Source organism: Mycoplasma haliaeeti, assembly GCF_048284645.1.
GTDB lineage: Bacteria > Bacillota_I > Bacilli_A > Mycoplasmatales > Metamycoplasmataceae > Mycoplasmopsis.
Genome location: NZ_JBLWAB010000008.1, coordinates 1 through 26,372 on the forward strand (window position 1 = coordinate 1; position 26,372 = coordinate 26,372).

Consider the following 26,372-nt stretch of genomic DNA (forward strand, 5'->3'; position numbering starts at 1 on the left):
TACAAAAAGGAGTAAACATGTGGGGATCAGCTTCAACACCGAAAAATAGCTACACTCCGGTTTATGATGTTATTTCATACGATGGTGATGATTATAACCTAAATTGGTTAATGTATCGCTATGATGAAGATAATATAAATCAAAACTCATCATTAGTTGTGCAACCTGGGCAAGTTGCAATAATTGTCCACAATGGTAAAGTGGAAAGAATCGTAAAAGAAGGAACTACAAAAATTAATTCCGAATATTACCCATTTTTAAAAGATATTACTTTTACTGTACATGGTAATAAAAATGCCTATCCAATTAATATTTATTTTGTTAACACTACTTTAAAATTAAATGTTTTATTTGGTACTACTACACCTCTTGAAATCAAGGATCCTGTGTACGGATTACTATTACGCCTACGTGCTAGAGGTCAACTTGGGTTACAAGTGCAAGACTATCAATATTTATTTGAAAGACTTGTGGGTTCATTTACCCCTGAAGGTGTATTAAGTTTCGATTTCATCGAAGAACAATTTAGAGGGTGAATTAATCAAAATATTAAATCAATTATTTTAGACTATCTAATTTCAAACCAAATATCTTATGATAAAGTCAACCTACATTTAAATAATATTGCACATGAATTTAGTGAAAAAATGAAAGATGAAGTTGACAAGTTTGGATTTAAGATTGTCACACTATCATTTGATAGTATCAACATTCCTGAAGAAGACAGACAAAAGATAAATTCATTCCTTGAAAAGAAAGCTGAAATTGATACATTTGGAAATGACTATAGATTAATTAAAGGCTATGATGTATTAGAAAAAACAGCAACTAATCAAGGAACTGCAGGGGCTTTTATGGGAATGGGATTAGGAATGGGCGCTATGAATAGCAATATTATTCCTCCGATTCAAAATCCTGAACCTGCTAAAGCAACTACGGTAGCAAGCCCAGTGCAAGAAACAAAAGAATGTCCAGCATGTGGTTTTGCAAATCGTGCAACAGCTAAATTCTGTTCAGAATGTGGAAGTCCTACTTCTAAACGTTGCTCTGGATGTAATTTTGAATTAACACCAAGTGCTAAATTCTGCCCTGAATGTGGAAAGGGAGTTCAAAATGTTTAGTTCTATTAAGTCAAAATGAGGCGTTATCTTAGTATCTGCCATCATACTTTTAATTATCAACCTAATCCCTATCGGGATAGGTCAATGACCATTTGGAAACAGTACTTCATGTAAAACATGATTGATCTTATACATTATTACAAAAATACTATGTGGAGCATACTTTATAGGTTTTGTTGTCTATTATGTAATTAAGCCAAAGCCATTTGCTAATTCAGGTATTATGATTATTGTCATTTTATCTGTTCTTGCAGCTCAACTAATTCCTTTAATCGGACGTGTATGATGATATGCGTTTGGTGAAACAAAACTAGAAGTATTATGATATGTTATTTACTTACTAGTTGCCTTTACACTAATTTTTATACCAATTGGCCTATATTTCAAAGTAAATAATAAAATGCTAGAAAGAGACAAAATAGCAGAACCTGAAGACATTCCTGTTAGAAAAGAAGTTGCTGATGAAGATGGATTTTCTAACATGAGAAAGAGAGATTAAAAATGGAAAACACCACTAATACTACTACACTAGAATGTTCATCATGTGGAGCATCAATAAGTAAGACACAACGTACGTGCAAATATTGTGCACAACCTAATAAATATTATGAATCTCCAACTGGAGCTGCAGGTGCACGTGGTAATGCAAATAGACCAAAAATGGACTTTACTAACTCAAGTAATTATTCATCTGTCCCTGTACAAGCCACAAGCACATCATATGCAAACAATGTTCAAACTAGCAACAAGGATTGAATAAATTGAGGTTTATTTATTGTTCTATTAATTATATTTTCACCCGCAGCAATTATTTATCTAATTGTATGTGCTGCATCTAAGAAGTAACTATGAATGACACTAACTTATTAGTTATAGTCGATCCACATAATGAATTTGGATTTTTAGATGCTACTAACTTCAATATTCAATTAATGCTTAATAGACATGGGAGAAATTTAACTGACCAAGATCTAACTCCTATTGGCTTTAGACAACTTTGCCAAGAATTTAACAATGAGTACATAATTGGAACTTATATTGATGGAGCTGATTTTATCTATGATTCAGCTACATTAAATCATGAAGCAATTTTAAATCAATGACTAAGCATAATGCCAGATAATGCACATCATTTTCTAACAAATGGAATTCAAGCCTACTATTTATTCATTCCACGTGAATTAATGCAAAGAGCATATGAAGCCGGAATTGTTTATGATTACTACACATTCTTAGACATCTTAAGAGATCAATTTGCTGAAAAAAATCACCGTGATCCAAATGATAAGGAACTAATAAACTTAATTAGCTCTAACAATGGATTCTTGCTTGTACCTACAACCACATTAGTAAACTTTGGTTCAAGAACAGCAGAATCAATTGGTGCTGAAGCTGAAGTAATTAATAAACGAAACGATCAAATTGAAACAGTTAGAAAAGGATCAAAAGCTATTTGGTGAATCCTCACAATTGTATTAATAATTATGATCATTGTTGGGGTAGTAATGGGTGCAGTAGCAGGATAGTTTTATGAAAAAGATTATTGAACCTTGAAAAAAATTTATGCTAGCTGTTTTATTCTTCAATATCGCACTTTTAACAATTGGAGTATATAGAATAGTATCCGAATCATATTTTGCTAGTGAATCAAAAATTAATCCGTCAACTGGTGAATTATTTTGAGCTGTTATTATATTGCTTATAAGCTATACAATGATATTTGTGTTTAGCCTTGTAATTATAATCCTTATAGCTAAGACGATGATTGACACATATGAACCCAGAAATTGTGCAATAGCGATAATGATTATTCAACCTATTCAAATCTTCTTATTTATCACCCTTTCACTAATCATAAATTATGGATTATTTAAAGGTATGGTTTCATTAAATGAGCGTACAATTCTTGAACGAACATTTTATCCATTCAATATAGATTTCTTTGTAACCTTAATTTTACAAATTACATGCTATGTTGTATTTCTTCCAAGTGCATTGAAAAAATAAATTACAAAGTGGCCTTATGGGCTACTTTTTGTATAATTTAATTAAGGAATTGAGATGAACAAAAAAGATTTAATAGCTAGATTATTAGAAATGATGGGAAAAGTCCTTTCTGACAAGATCGAAAGTGACAAAAGCCAACTCCGTAGTGAAATAAGCCACAAATACTTAAATGGCTTGGAGCTAGATATAAATGAACTAAATAAGCAACATTCACCTAATGTTATATCACTTGATAAGCCTATACGGTATGTTGCATTAGGTGATTCAATCTCAGCAGGATTCGATGGCTTTATTGATAAAGATTACCCAGGACAATTTGTTGATGGTAAAGTCGTTAATGGTTGCTCACTTGGATCATATTTTGCTGAAATATTGGCTAAAACAAATAATTTAGTGCATTTTGCAAATTATGCAGTTTCAGGTACCAGTATTACAGATTGAATAAATTATTTAGAAGATGATGAAAGTAAAATTGAAACAAATAATATTGTTCAAGATGCACTTGAAAAAGAAGGATATGCCCATGAGCAAGTTCTTTTAGACATTAAGCAAGCTAATTTAATTACCATTACAATAGGAGCTATGGATTTCTTTTACTTAGTTTTCTGATACATTTTTAATAACAAAACTCAAGAACTCTTAGACAGTATTGAGTCTCAAGATGGATATCAAATCTTTAGCAATTATTTAAAAGATGGCTATGATAACATTATGGATATAGCAACAAATTCACTGCAAGAATTTGTTAACCGTATCAAAGAATTAGCAGCCCCAGATGCAAACATTAATATTATTGCTTATCCTGTACCATTTCTAATGCTGCAAAATGCTTTACAAGAACATATCTTTAAGCTTGATAATATCTCTTCTTCAGGAACTAATGTACTTGAAAGCTTAATTGGCCTTTTAAATAATAACTTAAAGACAATTAGCTATCGTTCAGGGCTTAACTATGTTTCGCTTTATAATAATGATTATTGACATGCACACGCTAGCCAAATGAGTGCTATCTATTATGATATTCACCCAAGTTACATTGCTTACAAAAAGATGGCTATGGACTTGTATATTAAATTATCTACTCAACAAGTAACAATTCATAATTTAACAGAATATGACTTTAATAAAACTTATTGGCTATCAGATTATAGGTTCTACCAATATCAACTTGAGCAGTATCCTAACTTATTAGATATTTTTGGACCTAACACACAGGATTATTTAGACAATATTAATGAGTTTGATAAAAACATGATTCCACGTAGAAATTATAAAAATTATCCTCTACGTCTATCTCAATTTACAGGTTGAATCCTAGCTAGCTCAACTAAAATTTCACGTAACATATTTAATACTGATTTATATGCTAAATTAGATCCTGATAAACTACTAATTAAATATATTGAACAATATACAGACATAGATAGCTTAATTAATCAAATTATGCAATCAGGAATTAAATCAGACCTACTTTCTGATGTACTTAATAACCTGCAAGAGGGCTTAGATGATTTAATTCATACACAAACCATTACTAGCGACGATATATTGAAAGTTGTTTTTAGTATTTTTAGAAATAAAAATCTAATTCTAAAAGCCATTTATACATTGCTTAATTCAAGTCTAGTACAGTATGATAAGGAACAATTTATTAAAATTACTAAGGTTATTATTTATAATCTAGCCACCTATATTGCTCCAAAAGTTATTAACCTGATATCTAACTTAGCCATTTCAACATCCAAAGAATTTAATTGAAATTATGAAGCAGAAATAGCTCAATTGAAAAAAGAGCTAAAAGAAGAGCCACAAATTAATGTATTTACCAATGATATTCCAACCTTGATTCTAATTGTGCTAGAGCAACTAATAAGACACAGTAATCAATTAACATCATACGATAAGTTACTATATGTATTAACTAATAGTTCTAGCAATAAGCACTATATGCGTTTATACACAGATTTATCGTGATATATTTTAAAATGAGTCAGATTATGGTTTGCACAAAAACCTTTAAAGAAAATTACATTTACCTTAGCCAATAAATGAGTGCTCAATAGTACAAGCGATAAAATTACTAGTATAGAATTTAATCAGCTATTTGAAAATGTTTTACACCTTATGTTAGCTGATGAAAACTTATTAAAAGCTTTAACCTTTATTAACTCTACTATTAAAGTTGTTTTTAAAGACATCTTATCTAGCAAGGATTATCAACAATTTATCTCTAGTCTTAAACGTAAGCTTTTACATAATCATAAAATTAGAAGATACTTATTGTTCATCTTTACTAAACTTAATTGAAAAGACAAGAAATCATTACTTAAAATCTTATGATACATCAGATAACATCATCCAGTCAGTTTTGGCTGGATTTTTGATTTATTTAAAAAATAGCCTGAAAAAAACTGTAAAATTCAAGTGAATTAAATTAAAGAGGTTTTAAATGAACAAAAAAGAAACTGTTATTTTTGGAATGAAAAATGCCCAAAAATTAGCACAAACAATTTCAGATCTAATCGGAATTCCACTATCTGAAATTAACCGTACAGTTTATGCTGACGGAGAAGTTATGATCGGGGCTGCTGACACTGTTAGAGACAAAGATGTTTTTATTATTGCTAGCACATCACGTCCTGTAAATGACAATATAATGGAATTATTATTATTTATTGATTCACTTAAACGTGCTAGTGCTAGAACTATTAATGTTTGTTTAAGTTACTATGGATATGCACGTCAAGATAGAAAAGTAAGTGGAAGACAACCAATTGGAGCTAAACTAGTAGCTGACTTATTACAAACTGCTGGTGTTACAAAATTAACATGTGTTGACTTACACAACCCTTCTATTCAAGGGTTCTTTGATATACCAGTTGATGACTTAAGAGGTCAATATCCTCTTGCTATGGCTCTTAAAAAGCTCAATACATCCTTTACAGTTGTTTCTCCTGACCATGGTGGAACAGTTAGAGCAAGAAAACTTGCAGAACTAATTGCAAATACTGTAAAAATTTGTATTATTGACAAAAGACGTACTGGTGTTAACCAGACAGAAGTTATGGGAATTATTGGTAACATAGAAGGCCAAAATGCTGTTATTGTTGATGATATTATAGATACCGGTGGTACAATCATTAAAGCAGCGGATACTTTAAAAGAACATGGTGCTAAACGTATCATTGTTATGGCAACTCATGGTATTTTTACTAAAGGATTTGATGTATTTGAAAATAATCCTAATATAGAAAAAGTTATAGTTACTGATAGTATTGATAATGCTGAATTAGTTGAAAAATACACTAAGCTAGAAATTGTTTCACTTGGAGACTTTTTAGGAAGAGTAATTAATGCAACACTAGAAGGCAGCTCAATTACTAGTGTATATCAACAAATGAAAGAAGAAATAAATAAATATGGACAAAATGACTAAAAAAGAAAAAGTCCAACAATTATGTAATGAACATGGTTGGGAATTTTCACTGTTTGAACAATATGTAAATTTAATTGAAGAAAAAAATAAAGTTATGAATCTAACTGGCTTTACAGGGGATCGCTTGTGAGAAGAAGGAATCTTAGAATCACTTTATTTTATGGAAGAAATCACCAAAGGGCTACATAATGGTGAAATCTTAGATATTGGTGCAGGAGCTGGTTTTCCGTCAATACCTTATGTTCTTACTAAACCTGATAATCATGTAACTATCTATGAGCCAATTGGAAAAAGAGTTAACTTTTTAAATGAAGTAATTAGCAATCTTAACTTGCAAGACTATGTCACAGTCTTAAAAATGCGTTCAGAAGAACAAACACAAAAGAATTTATTTGACGTTGTTACAGCCCGTGCTGTAGCTGACGTTAGAGCACTATTAATGTCTTCATTCCATTTAGTAAAAGTTAAAGGTAATATGGCACTTCTAAAAGGAATAAAGGTTCATGAAGAATTAAAAGAAGCTAGTGAAATTTTAGACAAACTCGACTACACCATAGACTTAAAAGAATTCATTAAGCCTGATGTGAAACGTGATAATTTCATTCTTACAATTACAAAACATCGTTCAACACCAAAAGAATTTCCTTATTTATGAAAAGATATAAAGAAAAAATAGAGGCCATCCTCTATTTTTTATATTATTTTAAGCCATATTTACTTTGTTTACAAATTTTTCATTTGAAGTATCGTTTGCATTAGCGATAGTTTCTACTATAGCTTTGCGATCCTTACGATCAAGATCTGGAATTATAACTCTTAAATTAAGACGTAAATCACCTTGTGATCCTTTATATCTAACACCTTTTTGAGGAATTTTAATAGTTTTTTCATCAGTGTAGCTCTTTTTAAGTTTGATTGAGACATCTCCTCAAGGCGTCGGAACTTTTGCACTATTTTCAAGCATTATATCAATAAATGAAACTGGAAAATCTAGTTCTAGATCAAGTCCTTCTCTGTGATAATATGGGTGTTCTTGTACTTGAACATGAATCATCATATCACCAGGTTCTCCACCATTAGTTCCGGGAGCACCATATCCAGCAAGTTTTAGTGTTAGTCCAGAATCAGCACCCTCAGGAACTTTGATTGTAACAGTCTTTTGAACTTTTAAATATTTTTCTCCACGGCAGTGTGTACATTTATTTTTAATTATTTTTCCAGTTCCAGAACATGTACGACATGGTTCTTGCACCATTTGTTGACCAAAGAAGCCATTTACAACTTTTGTTGTATAACCTTGCCCTTTACAGTCATTACATGTAGAGATATCGCTTGTACTTTCAGCACCACTTCCACCACAATGTAAGCATAATTCTCATTTGTCAAGTTTTTGTTTTAATGTTGTTCCATGAATTGCATCCATGAATGAAACATTTAACACTGAATTATAGTTGTCTCCTTTTTGTCTCATCGTGCGAGAAGAAGTTCTACTTCTTCTTCCGCCACCAAAACCACCAAAAATGTTTTCAAAAATATCTTGAAAATCACCAGCATTAAATCCACCTGATTGATATTGACCATTGAATCCACCTGCACCTGCATATCCTTTTCCATTGGCTGCATCTGCACCATGCATATCATATATCTTTCTTTTTTCAGGATCAGAAAGGATTTGATAAGCTTCATTTAGCTCTTTCATTTTTTCATCACCTGAACCATCTTTAAGTTTGTCAGGGTGGTATTGCATAGCAAGTTTTCTATAAGCTGTTTTAATTTCTTTTTCAGTAGCTGTTTTTTCTACTCCAAGTACTTTGTAATAATCTTTTTCCATAATGTTTTATATTTTAGCATATTTTTACTTCATTTGCTAATTTTTTATAAAAATAAGTTGAATCTAATGTCAAATCTAAAAATAGTTATCTTCCACCAATAATATAACTAGAAAAAGATTAAATTATTAGTATCAATATTTAGAGATCTGTCTATGCCTGCACCCAATTTGGACTAAAAAGTTAAAAATTCGATATTGATTCAATTATTAACTAATATTTTTAAAAAATAAGTTAGAAATTTTGGCTTTAATATTAAAATTTATACAAAAGGAGAAAACAATTTATGGAATCAAATGAATATACATTAGAAATTAAGAACTTAAATAAATCCTTTAAGAAAAATAAAGCTTTAAATGACTTAAGCTTTAAAGTTAAAAAAGGAGAATTATTTGGATTTTTAGGCCTAAATGGTGCTGGTAAAACTACTACATTAAGCATTATTTTAGGGATTACTAAGAAAGATTCAGGTCAAATTATTGTTGACGGGCATGATCTTGATAAATCTAATGCACATGAAATTAACCGTAAAATCGGAATCGTCTTCCAAGAATCAATTTTAGATGGTAAACTAACTGTTTACGATAACTTAATGTCACGTGCAGCAATGTATAAAAAATATTTTAAAGATACTCCAGTTGAAAATTTAGTTCAAGACGTAATTAATGATTTTCAATTGCAAGATTTATTAAAGAAAAGCTATGCGTCTCTATCAGGTGGTCAAAGAAGAAGAGTGGATATTGCACGTTCACTTGTGCATAAGCCTGAAATCTTATTTTTAGATGAGCCCACTACTGGACTGGACCCTAATTCTCGTGAATTAGTTTGATCAATATTGAAAAAAATTCAAGCCGAAAGACACTTAACTATTCTTTTAACCACTCACTATATGGAAGAAGCAAACTTCTGTAATTATGCAATCATATTGCAAAAAGGTCACAAGCTAGCTGAAGGTACTCCAGCTGAATTAAAAAATCAATATAGTAAAACCAAAGTAATTATTTATCAAGAACAAAATTCAGTTTTAGAAAAAATCATTGCAGATAATGGTGGGACTATGTCATATATAAACAAAAGATATATTGTTGAATTTGCTTCAAACCAAGCTGCTCAATCATTTGTTATGAAATTTGGCCCAATCTTAAGTGATTTTGAATTAATTAAAGGTTCTATGGATGATGTCTTTTTAAATGTAACTAAAAATAACAAGGAGGAAAAATAAATGTTTCAACTCCATTGATTAGTCAGAAGAAACTTTTTACTCTTCTTTAAAGACCCAAGAAAAATTTTAACAACTTTTATTTCACCAATTATCACTGTCTTTTGTTTCATATTATTTGGTAAATATCTATTTTCTCAACAAGTAGAGCAACTACCTATATCTAATTTAGAAAAAGATATGTTTGTTGATGCTTCCATGCTCACTGGTTTATTAAGTTTATCAACCATTACAACCGCACTATCTTTAGCTGTCTTTATTGTGCAAGATGCTGAAAAGAAAATTTTCAACGATCTTGCTATAACACCAATTAAGCCTTCACTAATTCGTTTTAGTTACTTAATGGTTAACATTCTCTTAAATGTACTAATTTGCATTGTGCTTTATATACTATTTATTGCTTATATGGCCATAAATGGAACAATTGAATTATTTACAGTTATTTCAGCATTTAATGTCTTTGGTGTAGTCGTTTTAGGAGCCATCTTAAATTCAGCGATTTTCACATTTATCTTCAGTTTTGTTAAAAATGTTGCAATATATTCAGCATTAATGGGAATGATTTCTTCAATGTCAGGATTCTTTATTGGAGCCTTTGTACCACTTGAAATCTTCCCAACAGGTTTAAAATATGTCTTATCTGTATTACCAGGGACACAAATTACAAACCTAATTAGATATTATGCAATGTCAGGAATGTCTTTTATGTCACATTCACCATCATACTATCAAATTGTGCTAGTTGGAAAAATACTCCAACCTTGAGTTGCATTTGTCTATGTTTCAGCATTCGCAGTAGTTTCAATTGCTTTCTCATACATTTTTAGATTTAATGCTAAGAAATCAAGATAAGAAAAAACAACAAGTTTTAGCTTGTTGTTTTTTAAAACACTCATTATTTACGAATGTTTAAAGCTTCAATAACTTTGCTGTATTCATCAAAGTCATTTTCTTTTAAGTGTTTTAATAACACTTTACGTTGAGAAATTTTAGCTAAGAAACCTCTTCTTGAGTGGTTATCTTTAGGGTTGTTTAAGAAGTGAGGTTTTAATAACTCGATGTCTTCTGTTAAAATAGCAATTTGAACTGCTGTATTCCCTGTATCTTTAGCGTTTTTTCCGAATTGTTTAACTAATTCTGCTTTTCTTTCTTTTGAAACCATAATATTCTCCTTTATTATGTTTTAAGCCTAGCTGGTATTTACATATCAACCAAGTTTAAAATTTATGTTTAATTAATAGTTTTAAGTATTATATAAGATATTTGATTTTATATAAAATATTTTTAGACTTATAAAATAAGAAAATAAAGATATTTTACTTCTTGCTACGGGCAAAATAATCTTTTGCTAGAGCAATATCTTCTTCAGTAATCTTATCATCAAAGTTTGAGATAGCAACTCTAAGCTTATGTTTGAGTTCACAAACCACAACAGTATCTTGTACTGAATCATTAATTTGGTATCCGATCAAAAATACTTCTCTTAATCCAACTTTTGTCACATGCAAAATACCATAGTAAACTAACTCTTTAATATGGAATAATGCACAATACAATCCTGCATGAATTTTAGCCAGTTGTTCAATTACTTCGATATTATTATCTTTCAACATTCCAGAAAAAGCATAGTCATAAACTAGTAGTGAATTAATAAAATCGATATCACCAAATTCTAGACTTTCTTTTAACTTGGAAGTTGAAATTTTTGTTCCTATATCTTGCATTAATTCTACTTCTTGCACTCTAAATAAGTTTTCATAATCAGGTGTGCTAAAATCACTTAACGTGTAGGCTGCATTAGCACCAAATTTAAAATCTTGCCCAGCTATAAAAGTTACATAATTTCCTTGTGCTAGCTTAGCTAAGAATTTAATACCTTCGTAATTTTTAACTTCATTAAAATCAAGTTGCACTATAGCATCTAAAGGCAAGCGAGCTAATTGTTCATATTTAGCATAATTATCAGTAAAAATTGAGTCTTTAAACTTTGGCATGCCTTTTTGAGCATTAAAACAAACCAGAATGACTCTACCACCATTTGCTCTAGCTTGTTTAAATAATTGATAATGTCCAAGATGGAATGATTCAAATGAACCTAGAATAAAATTATCACCAGCTTGAGAATTAAAGTCTTCTAATTCATAAACAATTAATTGATCCATTAAATTAACTTAAGTTCCTTTAGTTTTAAATATGCACCATCATATTCACAATCAAGTGCAATATCTTTAGCAACTGACTTAATTCATTCATTTGCTCTTTCCATAGCTACACCATAATATGCATCACGTAACATTTCATAATCGTTTGAACTATCGCCAAATGCGATTAAGTTTTCACCAATTTTGTATCCTAACATATCACATAAAATGCTTAAAGTATGACTTTTAGATACATTTTTAGGACCAATAAAAATTCCTCTTGATCATTTAGCAGATACTTCCATGTTTAAATTATGATCTAAAATATATTGTTCAACTTCTTTAGCAATTTCATCTGAACCATCGACATTTAATGTAATAACATATAAATCATCCTTACTTAATTCAGATTCATCAAAATTATAATAATTTGATACAAATGGACGTATAAATCATGAACTTAAGTTCATTCCAGGCGTCTTAAATACTTTGTTAAAGTCAGCAACCGCAAAGGCTGCAACTTTGTCTTTAAAAGCATGATACATTTGAATTACTTCATCACGATTTAAGGTATTTTTATAAACAAATTCTTTTTTATTATTATCAAAAATAAATGCTCCATTTGCTCCAATAAAGTAGTCTACAGGTTCTAATTGATCAAGAAAGTCCCCAATAGTTGCAAATTCACGAGCTGATGAAATTACAGTTGTAATTCCATTCATTTTAAGAAGTGGAAAAATCTTTCTTGTATTAAGTGAAAATGTAGTGGTACCATTTGGCAAAATTGTTCCATCTACGTCAAAGGCAGCAATCTTGATTAAATCTTTTAGCTGTTTCATTTTATATCCTTTCAAGTGCAACTTTTTTAGGCCAGAAAACATTATCTTTTACTTCACCAATTGCACATATTAAATTATTTGCAGGATTTTGTAATAAATACATCCCGTCAGCAGTTACTATTTTAAATGAATTTCCATGTTCTATCGCTTTAATATTTTCATTTTTTAAAATTAAGATTGGCAATGAAATAAGTTCGCTAATTTTGATTGTTCCATATTCATCGGCTTTTAAATTATCAAGTTTAATATTTCCAACTTGCACTCTTTTTAATGCAGTCATAATTGCATGTTTGTTTAAATAAGCTGCAGTATCAACTAAGATAGTTCTAATATAGGTACCTTCTGAAACTGATAAAGAAACTTCTGCTTCTTGAGTTTGAAAATTAAAATCTAAAAGTTTATATTCATCTATCTTGATTGCTTGTGGTTTAAGTTCAACTTCTTCATTATTGCGAGCATACTCATAAGCCTTCTTCCCATTTATCTTTTTAGCACTATAAATAGGAGGGATTTGACTAGTAGTTTGACTTATATAATCAATAGCTTTTTGCAACTGGTCTAAAGTTATAGGATCTTCATTAGCCTTTTGAACATTACCATCACTATCATAAGTATCTGAAAAATAGCCAAATTTAACTTTAGCAATGTAACTTTTATTTTTATTATCAACATATTGCAGTAATTTTGTTTCAAAATCAGTGGCTACAATCATGAGCCCTTCTGCTAATGGATCCAGTATCCCAATATGACCTATTTTGTTTGCTTTTAGCTCTCTCTGCAAGGAGCGAACGGTTTTGTTTGCAAACACTCCTGTTGGTTTATAAAACTTGTAAAACATATGACCTCTTTTAATATAAATATTAAAATAATTATAGCAATATAAAAATAAAATAATGTTATAATAACTTTAATTATGGATACAAAGAAGAGCCCAATTATTATTTTCACTGGACCAAGTGGCGTTGGTAAAGGAACTGTAGAAAGATTGCTTTTTGAATACGATGAGTTAAACCTATCGTTATCTTGTTCTGCGACTACTCGTCTGCCTCGCGAGGGGGAATTAGATGGTATCCATTACCACTTTATTGATGTTGATAGATTTAGAGACAAAATCAAAAGTCGTAAATTTATTGAATTCTCATATCATTTATCAAATTATTACGGAACACTTTATTCTGAATTAGACAAAATTCATGCCAAAAATAAAGTACCAATGTTAGAAATTGAAACTAATGGTGCAAAACAAATTATCAAGAAATTCTCTTCAGATTCTAAAGAAGCTGAAAAATATAATTTAATTACCATTTTCTTAGCACCTCCATCTGTTTCTGATTTACGTGAACGTATTTTAAAACGTGGTTCAGAAAACAGCGAAACATTAAAACAAAGATTGAAGAAGGCTGAAGAAGAAATAGCTGATTCATATCTATTCAAGTACAAAATTATTAACGATGTGCCTGAGAGAGCAGCTGAGGAAATTCGTGCCATCCTTCACAAGGAGTTAGGTATTGAAGATTAATTATTACTTAGAGTCCATGCAAGGAATCAGAGCTAAAAATGATGATCGAGCAAGTGTTTTTCAAAACGAAAAAGCAACACTTGCTATTTTGTGCGATGGAATTGGTGGACATTCTTTTGGTGATGAAGCAGCTCAAACTGTTATAGACACTTTTAAACAAGAATTCATGCACAATTTTTATGTTAAAAATAATCTGACTGCAAAGCAATGGGTCTTTTCAGTATTTGATAAAGCCAAAAGCACCTTAAAACAGTTATCAACTACTCAAGTCGGAAAAGAATCAATGGGGACAACAGCTGTTGGTTGTCTTATTTTGCACGAAACCCAAAATGTTATTATTTTTAATTCAGGTGATAGCAGATGTTATATTGCCAAAGAACATGAATTAGTTCAAGTCACAATTGATCATAATGTCGAAAATCAACTCATTTCTGAAGGTGAAGATATTGAAAAATATAATCCAGAAATGCGTAAGTATTTAACAAGTGCAATTTTGCCAAACTATAATACTTTAATTGAAATTTTTGAGGTATCCCCAAAAGGGTTTCATAATATTAAAAAGATTTTATTAACTTCCGATGGAATTCATGGCTTTATGTCAAAAAGTGAACTAGAATATTTTATCTTGCAAGATAAGCCATTAAAAGAAATTGCAAAAGAAGTGCTTGATTTAGCTATTGTCTCTGAATCTACAGATAATATGACATTAGTAATATTAGATGTTGAGCAAGGAGGCAACAATGGCAACTAATTATAATGTTCCCTCAAGTTCGCGTATCCATAATAAATACCTAATTAAAGGCATCTTAGGTAGTGGTGGAATGGGTACTGTCTTTTTAGTGGTACTAAAATCTGATCCAAATAAAAAGTATGCGCTAAAACTTATGACCAATGTTTATGATAAAGTAGCATATCAACGTTTTCATGATGAAGCTAGCTTACTTGGAAAAGTCCATTCTAAGCATATTCCACAACTTATTGAGTATTATGGCGATAATGTTGAACAATACTATGTTATGGAATACATTTCTGGGAATACTTTATATAACATAATTCGTGCTAATGGATCATTAAATATAAAAAAGGCTAAAACTTATATCAATAAAATTGCTGAAGGGATTGGTGAACTGCACAATAATGGTGTTATCCACCGTGATATCAAGAGTCAAAATATTATAATTGATGACTCACATAATGTAAAAATTATTGACCTTGGTATTAGCTTAACTCCAGAATCTCAACGTCTTACTAAAGTTAATGCTGTAGTGTGCAGCCCATACTATGCAGCACCTGAATATACGATTAAAGGTGCCCCAATAACTAAAGCTGTTGATATTTATGCCTTAGGGGTAGTTCTTTTTGAAATGCTAACAGGTCAATATCCATATGAAGGTGCTCGGGATCAAGATACAATTATGATGCACTATAAAAACACTTTCCCTTCACCAAAAGAATTTGTTGACATTCCACAAGCTATGTGTAACGTAGTAATTAAGGCCACTGCTAAAAGACCAGAAGATCGTTATCAAAGTGTGTACGAATTTCAAAAAGACCTCAAGACTTGTTTAAGTCCAGAACGTCGTTTTGAAGCACCATTAAGCCCAAAAACCTTAAAGAAAAAACGCAAGGTAGCAGATATTATTAATTCAAATGCTTTCTTAATAACTGCTTTATGTTTTATTGCGATATTAATTATTGCAGTAACAGTCACCTTAGTAGTATTGGAGTATATTTAATGCAATATAAAGTTACTAAAATAGTTTCAGGCATCTATACCGTGTCAAATGGTACTGAAACGCTACAAATACCAGCTGCTGGTAAGCTTAGATATCTTGAACAATCCCCAGTTGTTGGTGATGATGTAATTGTAACAAATGGTGTTATTACTGAAATATTGCCTCAAAAGAATAGTTTTATTCGTCCAAAAGTAGCTAATATTGATCAAATGATTGTGTTTATGTCAATAGAGCAGCCTAAATTTCAACCATTCCTAGTAGATAAGTACTTTGCTATTATAGAAAGCAAAAATATTGTGCCAGTATTATTTATTACCAAAACTGACTTAAACCCAGAATATGCAGCTGAAATTGCTTCTCTGTATCGAAATATGCAATATCGTGTTGAACTAATAGATAATAGTAATCCAGATAATTATTTACCACATTTAGAAAACTTATTTGATGGCAAATATTCAGTCTTTATGGGGCAAAGTGGTGTAGGTAAAACCACTACTTTAAATGCTCTGGGTGAACATAATTTTTTAACACAAGAAATTTCTAAGGCTTTAGGGAGAGGAAAGCATACTACTAGAGTTGTATCTATTATCAACTTTAAAGATGGTTATTTAATTGATACTCCAGGGTTTTCTTCATTAACCTTAGACATGGATAAAGAAGAGTTAGCTAAAAGCTTTAAAGTATTCCGTGAGCTAAGCAATTACTGTAAGTTTCGTAATTGCTTGCACCTCAATGAAAGCTTACAAGATTGTGCAATAAAACAACAAGTTGGCAGCAAACTAATACCTCAAATAAGATATAATAACTATATTAAATTATTAGACGAAATTACAAATGGAAGGAAATAATATATGCAAAAATATGTTACACCAAGTTTATTAAATGTTGAAGCTGATAAAAGACTTCAAATGGCTAATACACTTGTTGAAAATGGAATTAAATGAATCCACTATGATGTAATGGATGGTAAATTTGTTCCAAACACAGCTATTCAAATTGAAGAAATAGCAAATATTGCTCACAATGGAAAACCACACATTAAGGATGCTCACTTAATGGTTGTTAATCCATATGATTATGTAGAGGAAGTAAAAGATATAGTAGATATCATTACATTCCACTATGAAGCTATTGAAGATGATTTAGAACGTTTTGAAGAATTCTTAGCTAATAACCACCATGATTTAAAAATTGGATTAGCTATTAAACCAGCTACACCTGTAGCAGCTTTAAAACCATTTTTAGATCGCTTAGCATTAGTTTTAGTTATGTCAGTTGAACCTGGAGCAGGTGGGCAAAAATTCATGCCAGCAGCTTTAGATAAAATCGCTGAATTAAAGCATTTAAGAGACGATAATAGTTATGACTACCTAATTCAAGTTGATGGCGGAATCAACGCTGTAACAGGCCCAGAAAGCTTTATGGCAGGTGCTGATGCTTGTGTAGCTGGGACTTATATTGTTGTTGAACCAACAAAAGAACGTATTGCAACAGTTTTAGGTAAATTTGCAAAATAAGGCTTCGGCCTTTTTTCTTTTAATCGCAATTAATTTAAAAATAAATTAAAAACTCTATGCCTTAAAAATAGACATAGAGTTTTTGCGTTGCACTGTACATAAGAATACGAAACTAATGATGGTTGATTTTATTGTTTCGATGGAAGTGTTCTGCTAGTTGTTTTAATAACTTACGTTGTTTTGCTGCTGTAATACCAGAAGTTGATGGTAATGTTTCTGACTCAATTACTCATATATGATACATTATACGTGCATATTTTATATTACAGAAGATAACTAGAGCTAATGAAGTAAAGAATAAGAACAATCCAATAATAAATAGTACATAGTAAACACCTAAATATGTATATTCATTTGTTGAGTTATTAAAGAAATATTCATCAAACTTAATTGTTCCTGTTGCAGATACTGCTGCAGGGAAAGTTAAAGAAGTTCAGGTCATTGAATATTTCTTTAAAATTAAGGATTTAACTAAGATAGCATAATATAATGCAACTGATACAGCTCCAAAGCAAAATAAGATAATTGATATCACTTGGAAAAATAATTGATCATTAAGCACTGTTTGTTCAAGTCCGTATTGTGCATTTCTATGTGGGTTAAATGAAACTAGAAAACCTACTGCAAGCATATTTGCTGGAGAAGCAAAAATTGCCATTGAAGGAATATTTTCTTCCTTGCTATGTGGTTTAAATAAGAATTTGTAGAAGACAAAAGGATACATAATTATAAAGATAATGAATCCTACAAATCAAATACCTTGTCAATAATATAATGGTAATACATCGCCTAAGTTGTCTGCGTAAGCTGCAGAAATAGCTAGCCCAACAAGAGGGACGAATCATGAAGCATAAGCTTCACCTTTGAAGGTCTCTTTTTTAAATAAAACAATTTTTAAAAAGAATCCTAAATAAATAAATTGACATGTGACAGCTAGAAATACTACTATGCTAGGTGCAATTAAGAGTTTAAATTTAAGAGATGGGTTGTTGGTAACAAAAGTTGATACTATTCAACCACAAGAATTTCCAAGCAAGCAGAAGCAAAGAAATAGAACACCAATCATTCCAGCTACATGAGGCAGTTTAATTTCTTCTCAAATAACTTTTGGTTGTAAACTATATCTAATGATTGTTAATGATATATAGAAAATACAAATACTCATGCATAAAATTTGCAATGCTAATCCAAATCAATTAATTGCTGGATTATCTTTAATATAACTTAATAGGAATGTACCTGTGGTTGCAATTCCCATTGTACCTAAGGCTACTCCATTGACTCCAAGGGGTGTTTTAACTAATTTATCTCTTAATTTTTTCATATTGCAATTTTAGAACTTTTTTAATTCCGTATCACAAAAAAACTATTTTTTTTACTCTTAAAAATTAGGCATAAAAAATAGCACGTATTGTGCTATTAAAATATTATTTAACAATTTCTTGGAAGTCTTTTTCAAGTTTTTCTGCTAATTCTGGGTTAATGTCACTTAAGATTAATGACATTCTTAATGATGAAATTACAAATTCATGTGCAGCTTCTTGTGAGAATCCAAATGTAACGAATTTCTTAGTAAATTCATTAATTTGTTCTGCTGTAGCATTAACATGGTATTTTTCAACTAATGATCTGTAAGCTTCAGCTTTCGAAACTTGGTCAAGAGCTTGTTTCTTGAATTCTTCTTCTAAGTCTTTTTCTGTTGATTTGATTAAGTTTAAGTATTCTTGTTTCTTGATTCCGTATTGTTTTAATGAATTTTCGAATTCTTTTTTGCTGTTTTCTACATGAGCAACAACTAATGATTCATGGATAACTGGTTTAGCTTTTTCAATAATTTGTTTTACAACTTCTTCATAGAAGTTTACATTTGCTTCAACAAATTTTCTAACTCTTAAGTTTCCTTTTAAAACATTTTCTAATGATTTTAAATCAGTTACATTAGGGTCTTGGAACATTTTAACATTTTCATCTGTTAATTTAAATAATTTTAATCTCTTAACAGAGTTAATTGTTACTTGGAATACTGCTTCTTTGTTTTGGTATTCTTTTACAAAGTAATCGTTAGGGAATTTAACAGTTACATCACCTTTGTATCCAATTTTCTTATCAACAAGTTGATCTTCAAATCCAGGAATAAATGTGTTTGATCCTAATTTTAAATCGTATCCTTTAGCTTCTCCACCTTCAAATGGTTCATTATCGATAAATCCTTTAAAATCAATATTAACTGTATCACCTAATTTAGTTGTAGCATCTGCATCTTCAACAGCTTCTTCAACTGACATGTTTTCTTCAAGTTCTTTGATAGTTTCTTCAACATCTTTTTTAGCAATCTTAATTGCTGCATATTTAACTTTTAAGTCTTTCATGTCTACATCAAAGTTTGGTTGAAGTACAAATTTATATTCTAATACTAAACCATCTTTGTTTAAATCATATGATAATAAAGGTTGTGAATAACTTTTAATGTTGTTTTTGATTGTATATTCAATAACTTCACCAAAGTGTTGACCATTAAAGTGTTTAACTGTTTCACCAAGTACAACTTGAGGGTCTAAATGAGCTCTTAATTTTTCTTCAGGAGCTTTACCTGGTCTATATCCTTTAACTTTTACACTTTTCATTAATTTGTTTGAAACTTCATCTAGTTTCTTTTGAAATTCTGAAGCATCAACAGTAAGTGTAACAACTACTTGTGCTTTATCTTTTTCTTCTATGTGTTTAATCATTATTTCTCCTATTAATGTACTTTAAATATTAATATCTATATTTTACATTGTTTTTAGTTTTTTTAGAATTGTTTAGGTTTAAAAAAATCTAATATATCTTGCTCAGATTTGCCTTCAAATAAGATGCTGATAATGTTTTGTAAGAATGGTATATTAGCAATTTGATACTCAGCAATCAGTTTTTGCAACGTCTTTGCTGTATCATACCCTTCAATAGTAAGTTGTTGTTCTGCCAGAGCTTTATTAACTCCAACTTCAGCTATTTTAGCACCGAATGAAAAGTTACGGCTCGAAGGTGATGAACATGTTAAAAAGATATCACCAAATGACGAGAAATTATAACCTATTGTATTTTCTCCATGTGGGTACATAGCTTTATAAACATTAAATATTTCTCCTGTTCCCATAGTTAGTAATCCTGCATGAGAATTTTGTCCTGGGTATAAAACAGAAGTTATTCCAAGGCCAATAGCTAAGACATTTTTTAATGCAGAAAATAGTTCTGCCCCTTTAATTTCGCTAAATGGTTTTACATAAAAATGTGAATTATTGAAATATTGAGCTATCTTTGTATTGAATTCTAAATTTACACCAACAATATTTACCATAGTTAGCTTGCCAGCAAAAACCTCAGCAGCAAACGAAGGTCCCATTATTGATGAGAAGTTAGCGATATTGCCTCCATAATTTTCTTTAATATATTGTGAGAAGAATTGTTTTGTATTTGGCTCTAGGCCTTTTGATAAATTAATTAAATTAATCTTTCTGTTTCCTAGAATTGTAGATACCTTTGTTAATAAAGAACCCACCGCAACAGAAGGCACAGCAAGAATGGCTGTATCTATTTGATCTAAGAAGAAGTCTAGATTATCTGTTGCTGAAATTAACTCAGGATTGCTGAATTTTACTTCACCAAAATATTTTGAGTTAAGCCCATTATTAATATCTGCAATTTCAGCTTCTGAAATCCCATACATTACAACTTTATTCCCGTTTTCTACCAGTATGTTTGCAAGTGCAGAACCGAATGCTCCAGTTCCTAAAACACCGAATTTTAATTTGTTTTCTTTCATATGTGTAATAATTTTACTTTATTATCGAAAAAAGAGTATAAAAAAATGGCAGGAGTAGCAGGATTCGAACCCACAACACACGGGGTTGAAGCCCGTTGTTCTACCGTTGAACTATACTCCTAGCGCATTAGAATTATACTATAAAAATTAATTAGAAAAAATAGAAATTATATCCTTTACAGTTTCAACATTTCTTAATTGTTCATCAGAAATCTCGATACCAAATTTAGCTTCTGCTTCAAATAAAAGTTCAGCTAAATCTAAAGAATCAATTCCTATTTCCTTTATATTATCGTCTTCTGAAATGTTCTTTTTCTTTGATAGCTTTTTTAATTCTAATAAAATGATTTCTTTTTTATTGTCCATATTTATATTATAGCTAATCAATAAGAATCTCAAAAGATTTTTCATCCATTGATGTTTTGTTTTTTGCGATATATAAGAAGTCTATAATAGCATGTTTTTGTGATAGTAATTTATAATCGAAATAAAGCTTACCATCATTTTTTCTTAGCCTTCTTACCACATCTTTAACAATTTCTTGGATAACAGTCTCGTCCATAAATTTGTTGTTTTTTTGATCTGTTTTTAAAAACTTCTCAAAAAATCTTGGTTCTATGTTGGGTATAAAATTTTCCTTTTTATATTGAGAAAAGTATCTTTTATCCTTGTACAAAGAACTGTCTAGTGATTCAATATCATCTTTTCTGGTTTTATTAATTTTTCAGGAATAAATATAATAACTACTTGTACCAATCAAACTAGCTACACCAATTAAAACAGCAACCAAAAGAAATGGCTTAATTCAGGAGCTTACGTTTTTTGTTTTCTTCAATTAGTAGATAATCCTGTATTTTAAATTCATCACTTAGCACATTTATATAGTCTGCTTCTAAATTAATAAGATATTTATATTTAATTTCTTTTTGTGGTTCTATTTCAATTATCTTCAATTTCTTGTTAAATTGTTCATCATGTTCATTAGTTCCAACGACATTAAACTTTTTTATTGCTTGTATTTTTCCGTAGGCATAGTCGATATCATATATTGCATCAATTGTCCCGTCATACTTATATGGTATTTTAATTGCATACGATCCTTGAGATAGATTGCTTTTTGTTATTGTTTGTTCCACTTCATTCGTGTATAGCAGCTCACCTAAGTGAGCATTATATGCTATACCCGTTTTGTAATATATATCATTATTTAACATGATATTGTTTTTGTATTCATTTTGTGTTGAAAGCTTGATTTTTTCACTATTAAACTGGCTTAATAATATTGAGTCAAATGTTATTGGGATATACTCATTAAAATTTAACTCGCCAGGAAATCGTAGTAGCTTTTTATCATTATATTCGTAGCCTGAAATAATATTGCTGTGATATCCTTTATTATCTAATTGTTCAAAATTTAGAATAATATTGTGATAATACAATTCTTTCCAATATTTCTTATTACTTTCAAAATTTATATTATATGAGTATGGAACCTTTAATTTTGCTGTGTTTGAATAAGGGTTAATTACAATTTTCTCGTTCTTATCTTTTTCTAGAATTAACTGATATTCTTTTAATAAGGTTCTTTTATCACTAAAAGCTTTTTCGGTTCAAAACTGGATAACTATATTATCGATATCACTGAATTTTTGATTTAACGTGGAATATGGAACACGTTTGATCTGTTTTTTAAATGTACCATTATACGTGCTAAATTCCACGAATAGTTTTTTATTTATGTAGACCGAGGCATGAACATCAAGACTATGCTTAATGATACTGTCCCTAATCAACTTTACTACATTATGAGGGATTATACTCTCTGTGATTAATGTATTAATATCAGTACTATTAATTAAATCTTTACGTCACTCGTATAGGCTATCTTCAAATCCAAATGTTATATCAGCCAAGCCATTTGACGCAATTCGATCTATTGTTACTGCAAATCTTGCATTAAAACCACTTATAGCTTGATCAGAAACTAACGTATTAACTTTAATCCGTCTTTCATTCACTATATAGGTGTCGTTTTGATTAATGTAATCTATATTAATCATAATCTAATTGCAAGAGAAATTTTCCAAACTCTAATATAGCACTATGTTTCTTTTTGTAAAACGTAGTTTTTGAGAAATGTTCGAGATATCAATGCTTATTGTCTTTCGTCTCAGGATCAATATATGTTTTATGTATGATTCATGAGTTTTCAGCACTCATCATTGCCAAGATATAACTAAAAATGCTGTTGGTTCTTTTTAGCCCTTGTTCCATTTCATCAATGGTTTCTTTAATTTGTTCGTCTTTTGTAGTCATATATTGAATTCATAGCAATGCTAATCTTTGCTTATTTTTTGACTCTGTTTCTTTATGAGCTGTAATAATATATTTAATTATATTTTCTATTGCATCATAAAGGCTTTTTAAATTAAGACCATTTGAGTCATAAATATTCTTTAGAGCATCAATATTACCCGTTTTAGCATATTCTTTTATATCTTGAGCTTCTTTATCTAGCGCAGCATTAAGATTCTTAATAACTTCTTTATAGCCACGAGCTAAAGTCGCTTTATGGGTCTTTTCTTTTTTGTCCATAATTCTCCTTTCTCACTTAATACATTAATTTTTTTATTTTTTGCATGTTTTTTTTCTAAAATTTTTTTATTTAGGCAATTTTTGATGATTTTTGGTAAAAAATGAGCAGTTTTTGGCCCTAAATACAAATTTGATCAAAAAAAAGTAGCAAAAATGCTACTTTCATTAATATGCTTTAGCAAAAACTACATAACGATTTGTCTCATTATTGCATTCCGGGTTAATACATTTAACATTTTTATTTGGTTTGTTAAGTGACATTGGAATACATCTTGCTGTTGCACCTGTTTCATCTTTAATTTTTTGTTCTACTTCGCCACCACAGCAAAATGGAGCCACAACAAATTTGTGATTTGCAATCTCAAATTTAAAGTCATCATAATTGTAAACATATACTCTATTATGAATAAGTCTTTGTTCAGCTTGTTCATATAAGTTGTCGTGAATATCTGTTAGTAACTTATTAATATGTTTCTTAACATCAGCGATTTTAACTTGAACTTTTTCAAGAGTATCTCTACGAACTATAGTAACACAATCATTTTCAACATCTTTAGGTCCAATTTCGATTCTAACAGGAACTCCTTGAATTTCTGAGTTAGAAGCTTTGAATCCAGGATTCTTATCTGAACTATCTAATCTAACACGATATTTTCTTGATAGGTTTTTATATAGTTCTTGTGCAACTTGTGATACTTTTGGTTCTTTATTTGCAAATAGTTCTAATATATCTACTTGCACTGGTGCAACAAAAGGTGGAATAATGATACCACGGTTGTCACCATGTGTCATGATAAGTGCACCAATTAATCTTGTAGTTACACCCCATGATGTTTGATATGCATAATCAAATTCATTATCTTCGTTTTTAAATGTAATTTCAAATGGTTTTGAAAAGTTTTGAGCTAAATAGTGACTAGTTCCAGCTTGTAATGCTTGTCCGTCTTTCATCATAGCTTCAATTGTTCATGTAGTACATGCTCCAGCAAATTTTTCATTAGGAGTTTTCTTCCCAATAATTGTTGGTATAGCTAAATATTTCTTTAAGAATTTAGCATATAGTTTAATCATATCCTTTGTTAATGCGCGTGCTTCTTTAGGATCAGCATGAACTGTGTGACCTTCTTGTCATAGGAATTCACGAGATCTTAAAAAAGGTCTAGTTGTTTTTTCTCATCTAACAACATTTACTCATTGGTTGTATATAATTGGAAGGTCCTTATATGAATTAATAGAATTCTTATATAAATGAGCAAATAATACTTCGGAAGTAGGACGCACAAAAAGTTTTTCATCTAACTTTTTATCACCCACCATAGTAACAGTAACTAGCTCAGGATTAAATCCTTCTATGTGTTCTTTTTCTTTATTAAATAATGATTCCGGAATTAAAAGAGGTAGGTTTACATTTTGCACACCTTTTTCTTTAAAAGCTTCATTTAATCCAGCTTGGATTAGTTCTCAAATACCATAAGCATTTGGTAATAAAATCATTGTTCCCTTTGCAGGACCATACATCATTAATTTTCCGTTTTGGACAACATCTGTATATCATTGTGAGAAATCTTGTTCTAATGGAGTAATTTTTTCTAATTTTCTATCTATTTTCATAATCAGGTATATTATAAAACAAAAACCCTTATTTTTGTTTTAAAATTGCATAAAAAAACACCTTTTTTCAAGGTGATATGGCTGCCCCAGTTAGATTCGAACTAACGCATCGCGGAACCAAAACCCGCTGCCTTACCGCTTGGCTATGGGGCAATTAATGGTGGGGGGAGAGGGATTCGAACCCCCGAATCCTAAGAAAGTGGGTTACAGCCACCCGCATTTGGCCGCTTTGCTATCCCCCCATTTGAATTGCTATATTATTATATAGCAACTTTTTAAAAAATATAGAATTTTTTTATTTTTTTATTTTGTACCAAAGATGCGATCTCCAGCATCCCCAAGCCCTGGTCTAATATAATTGTTTTCATCCAAGTAATCATCTTGTGCAGCTAAAAAGATATCAACATTTGGATGCATTGATTGAATTTTCTTAATTCCTTTTTCAACCCCTACTAGACAAACTAGTGTAATGTCTTTAAAACCTTGTGACTCTAGCTTGCTAATTGCATCTGAAGCTGATGTTCCAGTAGCTAGCATAGGATCAACAACTATCATTTTGCTATCTAGGCTTACATTTGGAATCTTATAAAAGTATTCAGTTACTTGTTCAGTACCTTCATTACGGTACATTCCAATGTGTCCAACTCTGGCTTGAGGGATTAAATTAACAATCCCGTCAACCATTCCAAGTCCAGCTCTTAAAATCGGAATAATAACTATTTCTTTATCATAAGCATAACCAATATATTCACTTTTAAGTGCAGTGGTAATTTTTATATTTTTAGGTTGATAATTGCGCATGATTTCATACACCATCAATGATGCAATCTCATTTAAATTGCTTCTAAATTCGCTATGTGTAGTGCTTTCTTGGCGCATTTTTGTAAGTTTGATATTAATCAAAGGGTGATTAATTACTGTGATCATATTACCTCGTTAATTTCTTTTTATTATACACAATCTTAAGCGTTATTTTAAAATAAAAAAACCAAGCTTGCGC

Annotated in this window: 29 protein-coding genes and 3 tRNA genes; 15 read left to right on the forward strand and 17 right to left on the reverse strand. The window is 30.4% G+C overall.

The genetic code is table 4. From position 1 onward, the window contains the following. Window positions 1-17: 17 nt before the first annotated feature. The 8 genes from ACNQ2T_RS02435 to rsmG all read left to right on the forward strand — a co-directional run bounded on the left by ACNQ2T_RS02435 (window position 18) and on the right by rsmG (window position 7,240). The gene (locus tag ACNQ2T_RS02435) at window positions 18-1,121 is read left to right on the forward strand and encodes an SPFH domain-containing protein (RefSeq protein ID WP_416755587.1); all 1,104 of its coding nucleotides are present in this window, start codon (window positions 18-20) and stop codon (window positions 1,119-1,121) included. Then, the gene (locus ACNQ2T_RS02440; RefSeq protein WP_416755586.1) at window positions 1,114-1,620 is read left to right on the forward strand and encodes a hypothetical protein; all 507 of its coding nucleotides are present in this window, start codon (window positions 1,114-1,116) and stop codon (window positions 1,618-1,620) included. Before ACNQ2T_RS02435 ends, ACNQ2T_RS02440 begins: the two co-directional genes overlap by 8 nt. Window positions 1,621-1,622: 2 nt before the next feature. Next, complete coding sequence (locus tag ACNQ2T_RS02445) at window positions 1,623-1,967, forward strand: hypothetical protein (RefSeq protein WP_416755584.1); 345 nt, start codon at window positions 1,623-1,625, stop codon at window positions 1,965-1,967. A gap of 2 nt (window positions 1,968-1,969) precedes the next feature. Next, a complete protein-coding gene (locus tag ACNQ2T_RS02450; protein ID WP_416755582.1) occupies window positions 1,970-2,647 on the forward strand; it encodes a hypothetical protein in 678 nt (225 codons plus the stop codon). 4 nt (window positions 2,648-2,651) lie between these two features. After that, on the forward strand, window positions 2,652-3,128 hold the full coding sequence (locus tag ACNQ2T_RS02455) for a hypothetical protein (protein ID WP_416755580.1): 477 nt from the start codon (window positions 2,652-2,654) through the stop codon (window positions 3,126-3,128). 54 nt (window positions 3,129-3,182) lie between these two features. Continuing rightward, the gene (locus tag ACNQ2T_RS02460) at window positions 3,183-5,480 is read left to right on the forward strand and encodes an SGNH/GDSL hydrolase family protein (protein WP_418035894.1); all 2,298 of its coding nucleotides are present in this window, start codon (window positions 3,183-3,185) and stop codon (window positions 5,478-5,480) included. Window positions 5,481-5,577: 97 nt separating this feature from the next. Then, the gene (locus ACNQ2T_RS02465) at window positions 5,578-6,564 is read left to right on the forward strand and encodes a ribose-phosphate pyrophosphokinase (RefSeq protein ID WP_416755577.1); all 987 of its coding nucleotides are present in this window, start codon (window positions 5,578-5,580) and stop codon (window positions 6,562-6,564) included. Beyond that, on the forward strand, window positions 6,548-7,240 hold the full coding sequence (rsmG, locus tag ACNQ2T_RS02470; protein ID WP_418035895.1) for a 16S rRNA (guanine(527)-N(7))-methyltransferase RsmG: 693 nt from the start codon (window positions 6,548-6,550) through the stop codon (window positions 7,238-7,240). The genes ACNQ2T_RS02465 and rsmG overlap by 17 nt, the downstream gene beginning before the upstream one ends. A gap of 27 nt (window positions 7,241-7,267) precedes the next feature. Here rsmG and ACNQ2T_RS02475 read toward each other — a convergent pair whose 3' ends face one another. After that, window positions 7,268-8,395 (reverse strand): DnaJ C-terminal domain-containing protein, encoded by a 1,128-nt coding sequence (locus ACNQ2T_RS02475; protein WP_418018168.1) that lies wholly within the window; start codon window positions 8,393-8,395, stop codon window positions 7,268-7,270. Between the two features lie 284 nt (window positions 8,396-8,679). On the opposite strand from ACNQ2T_RS02475, the gene ACNQ2T_RS02480 reads away from it, so the two are divergent. Continuing rightward, window positions 8,680-9,615, forward strand: coding sequence for an ABC transporter ATP-binding protein (locus tag ACNQ2T_RS02480; RefSeq protein ID WP_416755571.1), 936 nt, complete (start codon window positions 8,680-8,682; stop codon window positions 9,613-9,615). Further along, a complete protein-coding gene (locus tag ACNQ2T_RS02485) occupies window positions 9,616-10,464 on the forward strand; it encodes an ABC transporter permease (RefSeq protein ID WP_418018169.1) in 849 nt (282 codons plus the stop codon). It abuts the gene before it with no gap. Between the two features lie 43 nt (window positions 10,465-10,507). Here ACNQ2T_RS02485 and rpsO read toward each other — a convergent pair whose 3' ends face one another. The 4 genes from rpsO to truB all read right to left on the reverse strand — a co-directional run bounded on the left by rpsO (window position 10,508) and on the right by truB (window position 13,430). Next, the gene (rpsO, locus tag ACNQ2T_RS02490) at window positions 10,508-10,774 is read right to left on the reverse strand and encodes a 30S ribosomal protein S15 (protein ID WP_416741809.1); all 267 of its coding nucleotides are present in this window, start codon (window positions 10,772-10,774) and stop codon (window positions 10,508-10,510) included. A gap of 154 nt (window positions 10,775-10,928) precedes the next feature. Continuing rightward, entirely contained in the window at window positions 10,929-11,774 is an 846-nt protein-coding gene (locus ACNQ2T_RS02495; RefSeq protein ID WP_416755567.1) for an FAD synthase, read from the reverse strand. Next, on the reverse strand, window positions 11,774-12,592 hold the full coding sequence (locus ACNQ2T_RS02500) for a YcsE-related riboflavin metabolism phosphatase (RefSeq protein ID WP_416755565.1): 819 nt from the start codon (window positions 12,590-12,592) through the stop codon (window positions 11,774-11,776). Before ACNQ2T_RS02500 ends, ACNQ2T_RS02495 begins: the two co-directional genes overlap by 1 nt. Window position 12,593: 1 nt before the next feature. After that, the gene (gene truB / locus ACNQ2T_RS02505; RefSeq protein ID WP_418035896.1) at window positions 12,594-13,430 is read right to left on the reverse strand and encodes a tRNA pseudouridine(55) synthase TruB; all 837 of its coding nucleotides are present in this window, start codon (window positions 13,428-13,430) and stop codon (window positions 12,594-12,596) included. Window positions 13,431-13,505: 75 nt separating this feature from the next. On the opposite strand from truB, the gene gmk reads away from it, so the two are divergent. The 5 genes from gmk to ACNQ2T_RS02530 are packed head-to-tail and all read left to right on the forward strand — an operon-like array spanning window position 13,506 to window position 17,364. Further along, a complete protein-coding gene (gene gmk, locus ACNQ2T_RS02510) occupies window positions 13,506-14,111 on the forward strand; it encodes a guanylate kinase (protein ID WP_416741805.1) in 606 nt (201 codons plus the stop codon). Further along, window positions 14,101-14,862, forward strand: a complete 762-nt coding sequence (locus ACNQ2T_RS02515; RefSeq protein WP_416755561.1) for a PP2C family protein-serine/threonine phosphatase — start codon at window positions 14,101-14,103, stop codon at window positions 14,860-14,862. The genes gmk and ACNQ2T_RS02515 overlap by 11 nt, the downstream gene beginning before the upstream one ends. Next, window positions 14,852-15,847, forward strand: a complete 996-nt coding sequence (locus ACNQ2T_RS02520; RefSeq protein WP_416755559.1) for a serine/threonine protein kinase — start codon at window positions 14,852-14,854, stop codon at window positions 15,845-15,847. Before ACNQ2T_RS02515 ends, ACNQ2T_RS02520 begins: the two co-directional genes overlap by 11 nt. Beyond that, complete coding sequence (gene rsgA, locus ACNQ2T_RS02525) at window positions 15,847-16,695, forward strand: ribosome small subunit-dependent GTPase A (protein WP_418035897.1); 849 nt, start codon at window positions 15,847-15,849, stop codon at window positions 16,693-16,695. The genes ACNQ2T_RS02520 and rsgA overlap by 1 nt, the downstream gene beginning before the upstream one ends. A 3-nt stretch (window positions 16,696-16,698) precedes the next feature. After that, on the forward strand, window positions 16,699-17,364 hold the full coding sequence (locus ACNQ2T_RS02530) for a ribulose-phosphate 3-epimerase (RefSeq protein WP_418006361.1): 666 nt from the start codon (window positions 16,699-16,701) through the stop codon (window positions 17,362-17,364). Between the two features lie 112 nt (window positions 17,365-17,476). Here the strand turns inward: ACNQ2T_RS02530 and ACNQ2T_RS02535 are convergent, their stop codons facing one another. The 12 genes from ACNQ2T_RS02535 to upp form a co-directional block, all read right to left on the reverse strand. After that, on the reverse strand, window positions 17,477-18,688 hold the full coding sequence (locus ACNQ2T_RS02535) for an SLAC1 family transporter (RefSeq protein WP_418019770.1): 1,212 nt from the start codon (window positions 18,686-18,688) through the stop codon (window positions 17,477-17,479). Between the two features lie 103 nt (window positions 18,689-18,791). Further along, the gene (gene tig, locus ACNQ2T_RS02540; RefSeq protein ID WP_416755549.1) at window positions 18,792-20,093 is read right to left on the reverse strand and encodes a trigger factor; all 1,302 of its coding nucleotides are present in this window, start codon (window positions 20,091-20,093) and stop codon (window positions 18,792-18,794) included. Between the two features lie 62 nt (window positions 20,094-20,155). Then, window positions 20,156-21,166, reverse strand: a complete 1,011-nt coding sequence (locus ACNQ2T_RS02545; RefSeq protein WP_418006449.1) for an NAD(P)H-dependent glycerol-3-phosphate dehydrogenase — start codon at window positions 21,164-21,166, stop codon at window positions 20,156-20,158. A gap of 46 nt (window positions 21,167-21,212) precedes the next feature. Beyond that, a tRNA-Trp gene (locus ACNQ2T_RS02550) sits at window positions 21,213-21,287 on the reverse strand. 26 nt (window positions 21,288-21,313) lie between these two features. Continuing rightward, window positions 21,314-21,532 (reverse strand): acyl carrier protein, encoded by a 219-nt coding sequence (locus ACNQ2T_RS02555; RefSeq protein WP_416755545.1) that lies wholly within the window; start codon window positions 21,530-21,532, stop codon window positions 21,314-21,316. 13 nt (window positions 21,533-21,545) lie between these two features. Beyond that, a complete protein-coding gene (locus ACNQ2T_RS02560; protein ID WP_418035898.1) occupies window positions 21,546-22,001 on the reverse strand; it encodes an MHO_1590 family protein in 456 nt (151 codons plus the stop codon). Beyond that, window positions 21,967-23,226 carry an MHO_1580 family protein gene (locus ACNQ2T_RS02565; RefSeq protein ID WP_418018325.1) on the reverse strand — a complete coding sequence of 420 codons (1,260 nt, stop codon included), beginning with the start codon at window positions 23,224-23,226 and terminating at the stop codon, window positions 21,967-21,969. Before ACNQ2T_RS02565 ends, ACNQ2T_RS02560 begins: the two co-directional genes overlap by 35 nt. After that, window positions 23,219-23,761, reverse strand: a complete 543-nt coding sequence (locus ACNQ2T_RS02570; RefSeq protein WP_416755539.1) for an MG284/MPN403 family protein — start codon at window positions 23,759-23,761, stop codon at window positions 23,219-23,221. The genes ACNQ2T_RS02565 and ACNQ2T_RS02570 overlap by 8 nt, the downstream gene beginning before the upstream one ends. A 165-nt stretch (window positions 23,762-23,926) precedes the next feature. After that, a complete protein-coding gene (gene proS / locus ACNQ2T_RS02575) occupies window positions 23,927-25,372 on the reverse strand; it encodes a proline--tRNA ligase (protein ID WP_416741793.1) in 1,446 nt (481 codons plus the stop codon). Between the two features lie 78 nt (window positions 25,373-25,450). Further along, window positions 25,451-25,525 (reverse strand) — tRNA-Gln (locus ACNQ2T_RS02580). Between the two features lie 5 nt (window positions 25,526-25,530). Continuing rightward, window positions 25,531-25,614: transfer RNA gene (locus ACNQ2T_RS02585), tRNA-Tyr, on the reverse strand. Between the two features lie 61 nt (window positions 25,615-25,675). Next, entirely contained in the window at window positions 25,676-26,299 is a 624-nt protein-coding gene (upp, locus tag ACNQ2T_RS02590; RefSeq protein ID WP_416755538.1) for a uracil phosphoribosyltransferase, read from the reverse strand. Between the last annotated feature and the right edge of the window lie 73 nt (window positions 26,300-26,372).